The following is a 15,573-nucleotide window of genomic DNA, read 5'->3' as shown; positions in this document are numbered from 1 at the left end:
TAAGCTCTTCAGCGCCGATGGTAGTTGGGGGTTTCCCCCTGTGAGAGTAGGACGTTGCCAGGCAATTAAAAAACACAGAGAGCTTCTCTGTGTTTTTTGCTGTCTTCATTTTTCATTGACTTCTTAGATAACGAACAAGTTGATGGAGATTCCTATTTATATGTATTTTTTAATAAGAATTGTAAAAGTAGAAAGGGTACTTTAGTAGTTGTAATGCTCAAAAATCTTTGGATAAATGGGAAATCGTTACTTGCGTATGAATGCAATAATTCATTCCACCATTCTGTCTCGTATCGACAAATCATGCTTAAATTGTATAGTAGTAAATAATGGACCATAATTTCAGATATGTTATTAGGTTGTTCTCGATTAATTAAAAAATAATAAGTTTCATTTGTCATATGATATTTCAATGGCATACAAGTTAAAGGGTGTAATGCTTCGCTATCGTCCATTGTAAAGGTAATAGTGTCTTGATTTTGAAATTGTTTATCAATATGTAGTTTATATGGGATAGTATGATTAATATGTTCTGTAAAGCGGTTATAAGTCATATGCAACACGTCTAAAATGTCGTTTGGGAATGTTAAGTGCTGGTCTGATTTGTGAGCAACTGTACAGCTATTCAGTTTGTTGTTGGTCATTTCAAAAAGATCATATAACTCAGGTACTTCTTTTAATAATGAAATCATCGAAAACTTCTCTCCCTCAAGATGTTTCATGTGAAACATTTTGTCGGAAAAACAAGTAAATAATCCATTTTTTTGTACTTTTACTTCATCAAATAGAAACTCATAGCTTTGTTTTTTTCTTTTTCGTGTTGATACACCATGAGCTAATACTGAGGTGGTTTCAGGGTATTGTGGGTCAACTGTTAATAAACATGCTTTGAGTAACTGTACCATTCCGTAAAATAATAATACCGGTTGTATTGACAAGGGTGCTTGAGAAGCAAGTTGGTAATAGTTTTTTCCATGTTCTATATAGTAGATGAATGGGTAACAATTCTCGTAGCTCTTTTTTTCATGTTCAATTACCTCTAATTTTGTATAACTTTGATTTAAAAAGTCTCTGACTGTTACTGCAGAAAAAAATGAAGAGAATGATTGCCATATGCTTTTACTACTTATCAAATTACTTCCTCCATTACATAAATATATATTTGAAAATTCTAACTTATTTTTACTTCCTTGACAGTAGTTTATCCAGTTGATACTCTACTAATAATATTTTTTTCTATTAAAAGGGGGACTTGATGTTGTGGGAATCAAAATTTGTTAAAGAAGGTTTAACGTTTGATGATGTATTATTAGTTCCAGCTAGATCAGAAGTGTTACCTAGAGAAGTAAACTTACAAGTTCAGCTTACAAAAAAAATAACGTTGAACGTGCCAGTGATTAGTGCTGGAATGGATACAGTTACAGAAGCCGAAATGGCAATTGCTATGGCGCGCCAAGGTGGAATGGGTATTATTCATAAGAATATGTCAATTGAACAACAAGCTGAGCAAGTTGATAAGGTAAAACGATCTGAAAGTGGTGTCATTTCAGACCCGTTTTTTTTAACTCCTGAACATCAAGTGTATGATGCAGAACATTTAATGGGGAAATACCGTATTTCAGGTGTTCCGATCGTTAATAATAACGAGGAGCAAAAACTTGTAGGTATAATTACAAACCGTGATTTACGTTTTATCCAAGACTATTCTATGTTAATTTCTGATGTTATGACAAAGGAAGAACTGGTAACTGCTCCAGTTGGGACGACATTAGAAGAAGCTGAGAATATACTACAGCATCACAAAATTGAGAAATTACCTCTTGTAGATAATCAAGGAGTACTAAAAGGTTTAATTACGATAAAAGATATTGAAAAGGTCATTGAGTTTCCTAATTCAGCAAAAGATAAACAAGGGCGTTTATTGGTAGGGGCTGCTGTCGGGGTTACAGCTGATACAATGCTTCGTGTGGAAGCATTAGTGAAGGCAAGTGTTGATGTCATTGTTGTTGATACTGCTCACGGTCATTCAATCGGGGTGTTAGATACAGTTAAGAAGATTCGTCAAACTTATCCAGAATTAGATATCATTGCTGGAAATGTTGCCACAGCTGAAGCGACAAAGGACCTAATTGAAGCAGGTGCAAATGTAGTTAAAGTAGGAATAGGACCAGGTTCTATTTGTACAACTCGTGTAGTAGCTGGAGTTGGTGTACCACAAATTACTGCAATTTATGATTGTGCCACTGAAGCTAGAAAACACGATGTTGCGATTATTGCAGATGGTGGAATAAAATATTCAGGAGATATTGTTAAAGCTTTGGCTTCTGGTGGACATGTGGTTATGTTAGGTAGTCTACTTGCAGGTGTAACTGAAAGTCCAGGGGAGACAGAGATATTCCAAGGCCGTCGATTTAAAGTTTATCGTGGTATGGGGTCTGTTGGAGCGATGGAAAAAGGTAGTAAAGATCGTTATTTCCAAGAAGATAATAAGAAGTTTGTTCCCGAGGGTATAGAAGGTCGTTTACCATACAAAGGTCCTTTAGCAGATACAGTATATCAGCTTATCGGTGGTATACGATCAGGTATGGGGTATTGTGGTGCACAAAATTTAAAAGCACTTCGAGAAAAATCTCAATTTATTCGGATGACTGGAGCAGGTTTAAGAGAAAGCCATCCGCATGATGTACAAATTACAAAAGAGTCCCCTAACTATTCAACGAGTTAACAAGGTTAGCAGTTGATAAATAAAGGCTTGTTACTTTTCGTACTAAAAACGAAACACTACACAACTAGAATTCGTGGCATCTTTTCTTCTGTACAACAACGACTAATCATGTTAAACCACCTTATTGGTTCTAATTGGCTAACAATAGCAACAAAGTTTACGAAAAGAGCCTAAATAAGTGATAATTGATCGTCAACCAAGGACAAAAAAACTATATAAAACGGCGCTTGCACGACATTCTAAGACATAAGGAATTGACGATAGAATCGGTTATAAGCATGTTCATTTGCTGACCGATTTAGCATAAAAAATAAAAATTGATGCGATGAGAAGTGAATCAGGCTTTTAATAATTATGTTTTAAGATTGTCAGGAGATAGTGTGTATAACACTATCTATTTTTTTTTAGTAGAATATGATACAATAACGTCTATGTAATGTTAATGATGGAGGGTTTTTTAGTGAAAAACAGATATCAAAAAGGCTTAATTATAAGTCTTTTATCAATGATAATATTAATGACTTTTACGAATACATCTCACCGTGCGTATGCTCAAGAAGATCCACTAAATATCGAAGCTGATGCAGCGATAGTTGTAGAAGCGTCAACAGGTAAGATTTTATATCAAAAAAATATTGATACAATATTAGGTATTGCAAGTATGACTAAAATGATGACTGAATACTTGCTACTAGAAGCTATTGATCAAAAAAAGGTGACATGGGATCAAGAATATCCCGTATCAGATTATGTCTATAAAATATCACAAGATACAGGTTTGTCGAATGTTCCTCTCGTACAAGATGGAAAATATACAGTAAAAGAACTTTACGAAGCGATGGCCATTTATTCTGCTAATGGCGCAACCATTGCTTTAGCTGAAGTGATTGCAGGTTCAGAAACAGAATTTGTCAAGATGATGAATGCTAAGGCGAAAGAGCTTGGCTTGAAGGATTACAAGTTTGTAAATTCTACGGGACTTAATAACAATAGTCTTTATGATATGCACCCTGAAGGTACAAGTAAAAGCGACGAAAATTTAATGTCTGCTAGAACAACAGCTACACTAGCTTACAAGTTATTTAATGATTTCCCGGAGATTATTAATACTGCAAGTATTTCTAAAAAAGTGTTTAGAGAAGAAGGCGATTATCCTATTCAGATGGCTAACTGGAATTGGATGCTTCCAGGATTACTCTATGAATACGAAGGAGTAGACGGAATAAAAACAGGATTTACTGATTTAGCCGGCTATTGTTTCACAAGTACTGCAGAAAGAGATGGCATGCGTTATATTACCGTTGTAATGAACGCAAAATCGAACGGGAAATCTATTCCAGAAGCTCGATTTATTGAAACAGAAAAGCTGTTAGATTATGCGTTTGCTAATTTTAAAATACAAGAACTTTACCCTGAAGGTTATCAAATTAAAAAAGAATCTACTGTTCCTGTTGTGAAAGGTAAAGAAAAAGAGATTGAAGTATATACAGCAAATCCAATCAAGACAGTAATTAAAAATGGCGAAGCTGAACAATTCGAGCCTGTATTTAATATTAGTGAAGAAGTATTAACAGAAGACGGTGCGTTAACTGCTCCTATTAAAAAAGATGATGTAGTAGGGACGATGACCGTTTCATACGAAGGTGACAATGGTTATGGTTTTTTAACCTCAGAAGGTGAAAAAACGATGCAAACAGATATCATCACGAAAACAGCTGTAGAAAAAGCAAACTGGTTTGTTTTAATGACTAGAGGAATTGGTGGATTTTTCTCAGATGTATGGACAAGTGTATCTGAAACAGTAAAAGGTTGGTTTTAACCACATTCATAACTTGTATAAAAAGATGATTGGCTCCCTTGATGGGAGCCTTCTTTAAAAGGATGAAGGGTGTAGTATATTGAATTTGAAAATAGCTTTTGAACGTCAGCTAACGACCGAAGTTAAAAGCACATTCAAATGAAATCATTCCAATGCACGCTGTGGATGAATAAGGTATTTACGCTTTTCTTGATAAAAATGAAAATTTACTATTAGGATTTTCTAGTTTTTTAATGTAAAATAATACACAATGGATTAATAATGGTTCAAGGAGGACAACATTAATGGTTAATACAGGTACTGATCGCGTAAAACGTGGTATGGCAGAGATGCAAAAAGGTGGCGTTATCATGGACGTGGTAAACGCTGAACAAGCGAAGATAGCTGAAGAAGCTGGAGCTGTGGCAGTTATGGCTTTGGAGAGAGTTCCTGCTGATATAAGAGCTGCTGGTGGAGTTGCAAGAATGGCAGACCCAACAATTGTAGAAGAGGTAATGAATGCTGTTTCGATTCCAGTTATGGCGAAGGCGCGTATCGGCCATATTGTTGAAGCACGTGTACTTGAATCTTTAGGTGTAGACTATATTGATGAAAGTGAAGTTCTTACACCTGCAGACGAAGAGTATCATTTAAATAAAAGAGAATATACTGTGCCTTTTGTATGTGGATGTCGTGATTTAGGAGAAGCGACTCGACGTATTGCCGAAGGTGCATCAATGCTTCGTACAAAAGGAGAACCTGGTACAGGGAACATCGTTGAAGCTGTACGTCATATGCGTAAAGTAAATGCTCAAATTAGAAAAGTTTCTAGTATGAGTGAAGATGAATTAATGACAGAAGCAAAAAATTTAGGAGCCCCTTTTGAGCTTCTTTTACAAATAAAAAATGAAGGTAGATTACCGGTCGTTAATTTTGCTGCTGGTGGAATTGCAACACCTGCGGATGCAGCGTTAATGATGCAATTAGGTTCTGATGGAGTATTTGTTGGTTCGGGTATATTTAAATCAGAAAATCCCGCTAAGTTTGCACGTGCAATTGTAGAAGCAACAACACATTTCCAAGACTATGAGTTAATTGCTAGTCTTTCTAAAGGTTTAGGTACAGCGATGAAAGGTATTGAAATTTCATCAATCTTACCAGAGCATCGTATGCAAGAACGTGGATGGTAATTAAGGAGTAGTAGATATGGTGAAAATAGGTGTTTTAGGCCTTCAAGGAGCAGTGCGTGAGCATGTTTGGGCTATAGAAGCTGCAGGTGCAGAAGCCGTTGTGATAAAAAGGGTTGAGCAATTAAATGAAGTTGAGGGGTTAGTTTTGCCTGGGGGCGAGAGTACAACGATGCGTCGTTTAATTGATAAATATAGTTTTATGGAACCACTAAGAGAATTCGCTTCGGCAGGTAAACCTATGTTTGGGACATGTGCCGGTTTAATTTTGCTAGCTAATGATATTGTTGGCTACAAGGAAGCACACGTTGGGGTTATGGATATAACTGTAGAAAGAAACTCGTTTGGTCGCCAAAGAGAAAGCTTTGAAGCAAAGCTTTCAATATCTCACGTAGCGGATGATTTTATTGCTGTATTTATCCGCGCTCCTCATATCGTCTCAGTAGGAGAGGATGTTGAGGTATTAGCAAAGCATAATAACAGAATTGTAGCAGCTAGGCAGGACCAGTTTCTAGGATGTTCCTTTCACCCTGAATTAACAGAGGATTATCGGTTAATGAGTTATTTTGTTAGTATGGTTGAAGAAGCGAAAGAAAAAAATTATGTATAAAACAGTTGCAAGTTCAAAATACTTATAGTAAATTATGTATACCAATCTAAAAATGAAGAAGCAACGACAGGAAATAGTAACAAGAATCTTTTTCTGAAAGAGAGTCGGTGGTTGGTGTGAACCGATGTGGAAGACTTGTGAATCCATCCTCGAGCAAAAATACTGAACAAACCTATTAAGGGTAGTAAGTATTTTCGGTAAAGTACCGTTATTTATTTGAAGTGAAAGATAATGTTGTCATTGTCTTTAACTAGGGTGGCAACGCGGGTTAACTCTCGTCCCTTCTTATAGGGATGGGAGTTTTTTGTTTGTTTAGGCCCTTTTTGTAAGCTTTGTCGCTATTGTTACTGAATGAAACAGCTAGTTTCTCTTTGACAATTATCATTGCTTTAAAGAAAAACAGATACTACCAACACTAGTTGCCTGTTGAATTTATTTTTAGTAAGTAAAAAACAAGGGATCTTGATACGAAAACAGCTTTTACTTTAAAGGAGGGGTAACAATGTTAGATTTAAAAGTATTAAGAGGTAATTTTGAAGAAGTTAAAGAAAAACTAACATTTCGAGGAGAAGATTTAACCGATTTAGGACGTTTTGAGGAGCTTGATCAAAAGCGTCGTGAATTAATCGTAAAAACTGAGGAATTAAAAAGTAAAAGAAATGAAGCTTCTCAACAAGTCGCAATGCTTAAGCGTGAGAAAAAAGATGCAGATCATCTAATAACTGAAATGAGACAAGTCGGAGAGCATATAAAAGAGCTTGATGTTGATCTCCGTAAGGTTGAGGAGACTTTACAACAATTATTATTATCAATCCCCAATATACCACATGAGAGTGTCCCTGTTGGTGAAACTGAGGATGATAATGTAGAGGTACGTCAATGGGGGCAAGTTCCTCAATTTACTTATGAGCCAAAACCCCATTGGGAGATAGCTGACGATCTAAATATTTTAGACTTTGAACGTGCTAGTAAAGTAACTGGTAGCCGGTTTGTATTTTATAAAGGTTTAGGGGCAAGGCTAGAGAGAGCTTTAATGAATTTTATGTTAGACCTACATGTTGAAGAGCATGGATATGAGGAGTTATTGACGCCATATTTAGTGAATCGCGCTAGTATGACAGGAACAGGTCAGCTTCCTAAATTTGAAGAGGATGCTTTTTTAATTGATAGTGAAGACTATTTCTTAATTCCTACTGCGGAAGTACCCGTTACTAATTTATATAGAGATGAAATATTGTCTGGTGAACAACTCCCTATTAATTATGCAGCGTATAGTTCATGCTTCCGTTCTGAGGCTGGCTCAGCTGGTAGAGATACAAGAGGACTTATTCGACAGCATCAATTCAACAAGGTAGAGCTTGTGAAATTTGTTAAACCAGAGCATTCATATGAGGAATTAGAAAAAATAACTAGTCATGCTGAAAAAGTGCTACAATTACTTGGATTACCATACCGTGTGATGAGTATGTGTACAGCAGACCTTGGCTTTACAGCTGCGAAAAAGTATGATATTGAAGTATGGTTGCCGAGCTATGGAACGTTCCGTGAAATTTCATCTTGTAGTAATTTCGAGGCATTTCAAGCACGTCGTGCAAACATTAGATTCCGTCGTGATAAAAAAGGAAAACCAGAGCATGTTCATACGTTAAATGGGTCTGGATTAGCAATTGGACGTACAGTTTCTGCGATACTAGAGAATTATCAACAACAAGATGGAACAGTCATTATCCCAGAGGTATTACGTCCATATATGAGAAATAAAGATGTAATTGGCTAGTAATAACAATGGGAAAAGTAATTTTATTGTAGAGAAGAAACGCTACATTTATTATAAGGTAGCAAATTGTTTATTACTAAAACTATGGTAAGTAGAATAAATGGAGGGGAGTGAAAACTCTCCTCAAAAAAGTTGTTAATTTATGTTGACAGGCTAGTCTACCATATGGTATATTAATTCTTGTCGATACGGAGGAATACCCAAGTCCGGCTGAAGGGATCGGTCTTGAAAACCGACAGGGGTGTCAAAGCCCGCGGGGGTTCGAATCCCTCTTCCTCCGCCATAATTTTGATTACAATTATCAAGCGCATAATATAATTGGAGATCTGTTGAATTCGTTACACGCGTAACGAATTTTTTAGTATAATTTTTGAATTGTGATCGTCATTACGGTTACGCCCCACATAATTCATACGATAATTGCATATAGCATATAAAAAACGAGCAATGGTTTTATTGCTCGTTTTTTTGTTGCTATTTAGTTAACACTCTTGAATGTTTTATAAACGTTGATATTCGTTCAATAACAGGCTCAATTGACTGCTTGTTTGAAATGATATCATAATCATTGATGTTAATGCGTAAAACTGGACACGCATTAAAATTGTTTATCCAGTTTTCATATCGTTCGTGCATTTCTTTCCAATACTCAATAGGCGTTTGTTGTTCCATTGGTCGACCACGCTCTTGTATCCGAGAAATAATATCATCTAAGCTTCCTTCAAGGTAGATTAACAAGTCAGGATGCGGGAAATAAGGTGTCATCACCATTGCTTCAAAAAGGTTTGTATATGTTTCGTAGTCTACAGCAGACATTGTTCCTTTTTCGTAATGCATATTTGCAAAAATACCTGTATCTTCATAAATAGAACGGTCTTGTATAAATCCTCCACCGTATTCAAATATTTTCTTCTGTTCTTTAAAACGTTCTGCTAAAAAATAGATCTGCAAGTGAAAGCTCCACTTATTAAAATCACTATAAAATTTATCTAAATAAGGGTTTGAATCCACCTTTTCAAAGGATGTACGGAATTGTAAAGCATTAGCTAACGAATTTGTCATCGTTGATTTACCTACACCCACTGTACCAGCTATTGTAATAACAGCATCATTTGGTATTTCATATTTTTCTCGCAAATTCATTGAATTCTGCTCCTTTTAGTAAAGTCTGTTGTAGTATGTTTAGAATCATTTCTAAATCATTTTGATTTTGGACAAAGTCGAGTTGATCACCATTAAAGCGGAGAACTGGGATTGTAGGATTCTCACGTTCAAATTGTTCCATAGCTTGTTCGTAATCACTACATAATTGTTCTAAATAGCTAGGCTCAATATTTTTTTCAATGTCTCTACCACGCATGTTAATTCTATTAAGTAATGTATCTAAACTTGCATGTAGGTAAATAACTACATTTGGAGTAGGTAAATCCGCAGTTAAGATATTGTATACTTGTATATATTTAGTAAGTTGGTGATCTTTTAGCGTGCGTTCAGCAAAGATTAAGTTCTTAAAAATATGATAATCAGATACTACTGCTTTATTTTGTCTTATATATTTTTGTTCAATGTCTTCGAGTTGTTTGTACCGATTACAAAGAAAGAACATTTCCAACTGAAAACTCCACTCGTCAATATCTTCATAAAATTTTCCTAAAAAAGGATTCTCATCAACGATTTCTTTTAATAAATGGATATTAAAATGATTTTCAATTGCTTTTGCGAGTGAAGTTTTTCCGACACCGATTGGGCCCTCTACTGTTATAAAAGGTGTTTGTTTCATTATGTTGTCCCCCTCTTAAAAGGTAAAGAAAATCCTGCTTTGAATTCGAGTTATATTCATGTACGAGGTTTGAAATATTAAGCTTCTATCTATAGGGAGAAGAATAAATGCATATGCATTTTGAATAACAACCAAACGTACGATCAAAAAAACTGACAAATTGTATTTTATCACAGTGAATCATTTCACGGTGTGACAATCTGAAAGAAATTGTTGGGAAATAAAAATTAATACATTAGCTTTTGGATATTATCATTGGTAAATTATATATGAAAGGAACGAAAGAGACTACTGTATAATGTAACATATATTAATAATAGTTAATTAAGGCTCTTTTCGTAAACTATGTTTTTTTACTAAAATGGACAGTAAGAAGTGTTTTAAAGGAGCTCAATAAATGTATAAGTAGAAAAGAGGCTACGAACGCTAAATGTATACGTGATTATATCTTAGAGCGAAAAGCAACAATTAATGCGAAAAAAGCCCTAATTATAGCGGGAGTTCTCTTAAAGTACTAATTGTAAGATGACTAATCTACATCACTTGTAAAATGATTTGTGTTAGTTATTTGGATTTTTTTCTATGAGTCAGTCCCTAGAAATTAAGTACAGCGCCAATCCTCTCAATTCAATTCGTTTCATAGATAACGCTCAAAGGCAAAAGGTGCATTCGAGTGAATAAATGTACCACTTTTCAGGAAGGTCCGTAGCCTTTGCCCACTATATAACAAGGAGATAAAAAATGAATACAGACGAATATTACATGCGCCTTGCTCTTAATGAAGCAAAGAAAGCTGAACAAATAAATGAGGTTCCTATTGGTGCTGTAATTGTAAAAGATAATGAAGTTATTGCTTCCGCATTTAATTTACGTGAAAGAGAACAAAGATCGTTAGCCCATGCTGAATTACTTGCAATTGATGAAGCATGTAAAAGTATAGGATCTTGGAGATTAGAAAATACGACGTTATATGTTACGCTAGAACCATGTCCGATGTGTGCTGGAGCCATTGTATTGTCAAGAATTCAGAGGGTTGTTTACGGTGCCAAAGATCCTAAGGGAGGTTGTGCTGGAACAATTATGAATCTTTTAGACGAGAAAAGGTTCAATCATCAAGTAGAAGTAGAAAGTGGAATCTTGGAGAAAGAGTGTGGTTCTATCTTAACAACTTTTTTTAATAATATACGGAAAAGGAATAAAGAGAAAAAATGAAAAAAGTTAACAAAAAAATAATTTTCATATAATTTACAGTTTGTATTTCATTGCAATTTTTCGCTAAAGGCTTTATACTATTAATTGCGTTGGTAACAATGCATATAATATTTGGTTTCAATTTTGCCGTGCTAAGCGGGGAGGTAGCGGTGCCCTATACTCGCAATCCGCTCTAGCGAGGCCGAATCCCTTCTTGCGGTTAGTCCATTTTAGGGTCTGACTTAAGTAAGTGGTGTTGACGTCTGGGTCCCACGCAATGGGAATCCGTGAACCCTGTCAGGTCCGGAAGGAAGCAGCAGTAAGCGGAAGCTCTCATGTGCCGTGGGGTTGCCTAGACCGAGCTAACTGCTTAAGTAACGCCTAGGATGACTAATCAACGGAAGGTGCACGGCAGTTATTATACAAATAAAACTCACTCTTTAAGAGTGAGTTTTTTGTATAATTGAATAAAAAGATTTATCTTTCACTTTGAAAATGATTAATTAAGTAAGGTATAATGAATAAGATAAAAATGTGAAGGGGGCGTGTTTTTGAGTTACCAAGCTTTATATCGTGTTTGGAGACCACAACAATTTCATGATGTAGTTGGTCAGGACCACGTTACGAAAACACTTCAAAATGCACTGCTCCAGCAAAAGTTTTCACATGCATATCTTTTTTCTGGCCCTCGAGGTACCGGGAAAACAACTATTGCAAAAATTATAGCTAAAGCAGTAAATTGTCAAAAAGCACCTATTGCAGATCCATGTAATGAATGTAGTAGTTGTCGCGGCATATCAGATGGATCAATTTCTGATGTTATTGAAATTGATGCTGCATCTAATAACGGAGTAGATGAAATTAGAGATATAAGAGATAAGGTGAAGTATGTACCTAGTGCAGTTAGATACAAAGTGTACATTATTGATGAAGTGCATATGTTATCTATAGGTGCATTCAATGCATTATTGAAAACTTTGGAAGAACCGCCAGAGCACGTTATTTTTATTTTAGCTACAACAGAACCTCACAAAATACCTTTAACTATTATTTCGAGGTGTCAAAGGTTTGATTTAAAAAGAATATCACCACAATCAATTACCTTAAGGTTGAAAACTATTCTTCAACATCAGCAGGTGATTGTGAAAGATGATGCGTTACACGCAATAGCAAGAGTAGCTGAAGGTGGAATGCGGGATGCATTAAGTTTGTTAGATCAAGCATTATCTTTTAGCGGGGAAGAAGTTCAACTGAATGATGTGCTAACAGTTACAGGAGCTGTTTCACAGTCTTTTATTGCGGATATCGTTGCTGCCTTAAAAGATAGAGATGTTTCTAAAGGGCTTAAATCGCTAGATTCGTTAATGAATCAAGGTAAAGATCCAATGAGGTTTGTTGAAGATGTAATCATGTACTTTCGTGATATGCTACTATATAAAACAGCCCCTAACCTAGAAAATGTTCTTGAACGACTAACAATTGATGAGAAATTTAAGCAACTGGCTGACGATTTTAGATCTTCTGAAATTTACACGATGATTGATCGATTGAATAAAAGCCAACAAGACATGAAATGGACAAATCACCCTCGGATATTTTTAGAGGTAACGATTGTAAAGCTCTGCCAACTTGAAGAGCCAGAGACGATAAAGCAATTGCCGGAAATTGATTCATTAATGTCAAAAATAGAACAGCTAGAATCAGAGCTAAATCAACTAAAAGTTAGTTCTCAACATAATCAAGCACAACAAACAGATTCATCACAAGAAAAGCGATCGCAAAAAGGAACAAGAAAAAGTGGCTACAAAACACCGACTGGTCGCATTCAGGAAATTTTGAATAATGCTACTAAACAAGACCTCCAACTAATTAAAAGTCGTTGGGGCGATATGTTAGACTTGTTAAGAAAACAAAACAAAGTTTCTCATGCAGCTCTATTAAATGATAGTGAACCTGTCGCTGCCTCAAATGATGCCTTTGTGTTAAAATTCAAATACGAGATACATTGTAAAATGGTCGCGGAAAATAATAATAATATTCGTGATAATGTTGATGGTATATTAATTGAGATGGTCGGGAAGCGTTTTGAATTGGTCGGTGTTCCAGAAGAAAAATGGTCAGAAATCAGAGAAGAGTATATTCGTGGTCAAAGAGATGAAGAAGATAATGAAAATGAAGAGGACTTACTTGTTACAGAGGCTAAAAAACTAGTTGGTGATCATCTCATTGAGATGAAAGAATAGATAGAATTATATAAGGAGGAATACAATAATGCGTGGAATGGGAAATATGCAAAAAATGATGAAACAAATGCAAAAAATGCAAAAGGATATGCAAAAAGCTCAAGAAGAACTAGGTGAAAAGTCGATTGAAGGAACAGCTGGTGGAGGGATGGTAACAGTTACTGTCAATGGCCACAAAGAAGTCATCGATGTTGTAATTAAAGAAGAGGTTGTAGACCCTGAAGACATTGATATGCTTCAAGATCTTGTACTTGCTGCTACAAATGAAGCGTTGAAAAAAGTAGAAGAGATGACTAATGATACGATGGGACAATTCACTAAGGGATTGAACTTACCAGGTGGAATGTTCTAGAGAGAATAATTTTCCGATTATTAAACGGTGAAAATTACCTTTTAATAATCGGATTTACTGCTTGTTGGGATAAATAGGACGCTAACATTGATCGAAATTGTCTAGCTACAATCCCGTTAACAAATTAACAGAACCACACCTTCTTGACAGCTCGTCATATGGTTATTGTATATAAACAGGCGCATTGCGCTTTTTCTTATCTGGGAGGTTATCCTATGCATTATCCTGAACCAATATCAAAACTAATCGATAGTTTTATGAAGCTGCCAGGGATAGGTCCAAAAACGGCCGTTCGTCTGGCTTTTTTTGTGTTAAATATGAAAGAAGATGTTGTGCTTGACTTTGCTAAAGCTTTAGTCAACGCCAAAAGAAATTTAACGTATTGCTCTAAATGTGGCCATATTACTGACCAAGATCCATGTTATATATGTGAAGATGAGCGCCGCGATCGGAGTGTTATTTGTGTACTTCAGGACCCAAAAGATGTAATTGCAATGGAAAAAATGAAAGAATACAATGGATTGTATCATGTTTTACATGGTGCTATATCGCCGATGGACGGTATTGGACCGGAAGATATAAAGATTCCTGAGCTGTTAAAGAGACTACAAGATGATGAGATACAAGAAATAATATTGGCAACTAATCCTAATATAGAAGGTGAAGCTACCGCCATGTATATATCTAGGTTGCTAAAGCCAGCCAATATAAAAATGACTAGAATTGCCCACGGTCTCCCTGTTGGTGGAGATTTAGAGTATGCGGATGAAGTAACCCTTTCTAAAGCATTAGAGGGTAGAAGAGAGCTCTAACTATTATAGTCCAAGCTAAGTGAAGACTACTTGATGAGGTGTTTAAGTATGTTTTTTCTAAGAAAAGGTAAGTTACGTAAGCAATACGATAAATCCCTTATTAAGACAATTGAAGAAGTGAAAGAAGATTGGGAACATCATAAGCAGATTGTTGAAAGAAGTGTTGAGCCATCAAGAGAGCTTCTTAATGATCTAAAGATTATAGAGTCTACCTATTTTTTCCTTCTAAGAGAAGCGAAAAATCGACAAGTATCAATGGCTAAATTCACATAAGTGTTTTGTTGTAACGCTCATATAGTAAAATTAGATGCTGTTTTTACTATTTAAGAACATATGACGTAGCGTTACGTTTTTAACACGTTTTTGAAAGGCGATAGGTGCAACGTACTCTTGTTTTTTATGTATTTGATCTATGTCCAAAAACAAATTAAACCAAATATACATTACAAGTTAAGTGTTTTTTTCTATCATATAGATAATTTTAAAGTTCTTTTTCCTATGCTTGTTCAATATATTGTAGTAAAAACAGTAGGGAGAGGTATAGGAATGGAACCAATTCTTGTAATATCAATTTTTATATTTATTATCGTGCTATTATTATTAGTAGGTGCTCCGATAAAACCGTTACGTATGATTGGGCAAGGGTTTATTAAACTATTAATTGGTGCTTTGTTTTTATTTTTCTTAAATGCTTTTGGGGCTAGTTTAGGATTACATATACCGATAAACTTTATTACATCGGCTATATCGGGCTTTTTAGGTATTCCAGGATTAACAGCTCTAATTATTATCCAGCTATTTGTATTACCGAGTGTATAACAATAGATGGTTGTTTATTTTATTTTTTTTGTAAAAATCAATTGACACTATTATTTAATACATGATATATTATTGCTTGTCGCTGCTTCAGACAACACATTGAATTAAAAAAAGTGTTGACACAAACTGACTGAAGTGATATGATAATTAAGTCGTTTTAATAAAGTTCTTTGAAAACTAAACAAAACAAAAGCGTCAACGTTAATTTTTTGAACAAATGAGCAATCAAACTTTATTGGAGAGTTTGATCCTGGCTCAGGACGAACGCTGGCGGCGTGC

General features: G+C 35.4%; 14 protein-coding genes, 1 tRNA gene, 1 other RNA gene and 1 other annotated feature. Of the genes, 13 read left to right on the top strand and 3 right to left on the bottom strand.

Annotated elements, in window-relative coordinates; genetic code table 11:
- Positions 1-152: 152 nt before the first annotated feature.
- Positions 153-1,133 (bottom strand): YaaC family protein, encoded by a 981-nt coding sequence (locus tag SLH48_RS21650; protein ID WP_214484759.1) that lies wholly within the window; start codon positions 1,131-1,133, stop codon positions 153-155.
- A gap of 125 nt (positions 1,134-1,258) precedes the next feature.
- On the opposite strand from SLH48_RS21650, the gene guaB reads away from it, so the two are divergent.
- The 6 genes from guaB to SLH48_RS21620 all read left to right on the top strand — a co-directional run bounded on the left by guaB (position 1,259) and on the right by SLH48_RS21620 (position 8,380).
- Positions 1,259-2,725, top strand: coding sequence for an IMP dehydrogenase (gene guaB, locus SLH48_RS21645; RefSeq protein WP_214484760.1), 1,467 nt, complete (start codon positions 1,259-1,261; stop codon positions 2,723-2,725).
- Positions 2,726-3,170: 445 nt separating this feature from the next.
- The gene (locus SLH48_RS21640; RefSeq protein ID WP_413785454.1) at positions 3,171-4,544 is read left to right on the top strand and encodes a serine hydrolase; all 1,374 of its coding nucleotides are present in this window, start codon (positions 3,171-3,173) and stop codon (positions 4,542-4,544) included.
- Between the two features lie 284 nt (positions 4,545-4,828).
- Positions 4,829-5,713, top strand: coding sequence for a pyridoxal 5'-phosphate synthase lyase subunit PdxS (gene pdxS, locus SLH48_RS21635; RefSeq protein ID WP_214484757.1), 885 nt, complete (start codon positions 4,829-4,831; stop codon positions 5,711-5,713).
- A gap of 16 nt (positions 5,714-5,729) precedes the next feature.
- Positions 5,730-6,320, top strand: a complete 591-nt coding sequence (gene pdxT, locus SLH48_RS21630; RefSeq protein ID WP_320259810.1) for a pyridoxal 5'-phosphate synthase glutaminase subunit PdxT — start codon at positions 5,730-5,732, stop codon at positions 6,318-6,320.
- A gap of 54 nt (positions 6,321-6,374) precedes the next feature.
- Positions 6,375-6,606 (top strand) — a binding site (T-box leader).
- A gap of 216 nt (positions 6,607-6,822) precedes the next feature.
- Positions 6,823-8,097 (top strand): serine--tRNA ligase, encoded by a 1,275-nt coding sequence (gene serS / locus SLH48_RS21625; protein ID WP_320259809.1) that lies wholly within the window; start codon positions 6,823-6,825, stop codon positions 8,095-8,097.
- A 190-nt stretch (positions 8,098-8,287) separates the two neighbouring features.
- Positions 8,288-8,380, top strand: a tRNA-Ser gene (locus SLH48_RS21620).
- 191 nt (positions 8,381-8,571) lie between these two features.
- On the opposite strand, the gene SLH48_RS21615 is transcribed toward SLH48_RS21620, so the two are convergent.
- Together SLH48_RS21615 and SLH48_RS21610 are read right to left on the bottom strand one after the other, a co-directional pair.
- The gene (locus tag SLH48_RS21615; RefSeq protein WP_214484754.1) at positions 8,572-9,240 is read right to left on the bottom strand and encodes a deoxynucleoside kinase; all 669 of its coding nucleotides are present in this window, start codon (positions 9,238-9,240) and stop codon (positions 8,572-8,574) included.
- A complete protein-coding gene (locus SLH48_RS21610; RefSeq protein ID WP_214484753.1) occupies positions 9,218-9,877 on the bottom strand; it encodes a deoxynucleoside kinase in 660 nt (219 codons plus the stop codon). Before SLH48_RS21610 ends, SLH48_RS21615 begins: the two co-directional genes overlap by 23 nt.
- A gap of 741 nt (positions 9,878-10,618) precedes the next feature.
- Here SLH48_RS21610 and tadA point away from each other — a divergent pair.
- From tadA to SLH48_RS21575, 7 genes are all read left to right on the top strand, one after another.
- The gene (gene tadA / locus SLH48_RS21605; protein ID WP_320259808.1) at positions 10,619-11,089 is read left to right on the top strand and encodes a tRNA adenosine(34) deaminase TadA; all 471 of its coding nucleotides are present in this window, start codon (positions 10,619-10,621) and stop codon (positions 11,087-11,089) included.
- A 126-nt stretch (positions 11,090-11,215) separates the two neighbouring features.
- An RNA gene (gene ffs, locus SLH48_RS21600) (signal recognition particle sRNA large type) lies at positions 11,216-11,480 on the top strand.
- A gap of 139 nt (positions 11,481-11,619) precedes the next feature.
- Positions 11,620-13,311 (top strand): DNA polymerase III subunit gamma/tau, encoded by a 1,692-nt coding sequence (gene dnaX / locus SLH48_RS21595; protein ID WP_320259807.1) that lies wholly within the window; start codon positions 11,620-11,622, stop codon positions 13,309-13,311.
- A gap of 28 nt (positions 13,312-13,339) precedes the next feature.
- Positions 13,340-13,663: a YbaB/EbfC family nucleoid-associated protein gene (locus SLH48_RS21590; protein WP_320259806.1), complete on the top strand. Its 324-nt coding sequence runs from the start codon at positions 13,340-13,342 to the stop codon at positions 13,661-13,663.
- Positions 13,664-13,878: 215 nt separating this feature from the next.
- Entirely contained in the window at positions 13,879-14,475 is a 597-nt protein-coding gene (gene recR, locus SLH48_RS21585; protein ID WP_214484749.1) for a recombination mediator RecR, read from the top strand.
- A 48-nt stretch (positions 14,476-14,523) separates the two neighbouring features.
- Complete coding sequence (locus tag SLH48_RS21580; protein WP_214484748.1) at positions 14,524-14,748, top strand: YaaL family protein; 225 nt, start codon at positions 14,524-14,526, stop codon at positions 14,746-14,748.
- Between the two features lie 273 nt (positions 14,749-15,021).
- Positions 15,022-15,294 carry a pro-sigmaK processing inhibitor BofA family protein gene (locus SLH48_RS21575; protein WP_214484747.1) on the top strand — a complete coding sequence of 91 codons (273 nt, stop codon included), beginning with the start codon at positions 15,022-15,024 and terminating at the stop codon, positions 15,292-15,294.
- Positions 15,295-15,573: the final 279 nt, after the last annotated feature.

The sequence above is a fragment of the Cytobacillus sp. IB215316 genome, from assembly GCF_033963865.1.
Taxonomy (GTDB): Bacteria; Bacillota; Bacilli; order Bacillales; family SM2101; genus Nanhaiella; species Nanhaiella sioensis.
This window is presented reverse-complemented; position numbering and strand designations above follow the sequence as displayed.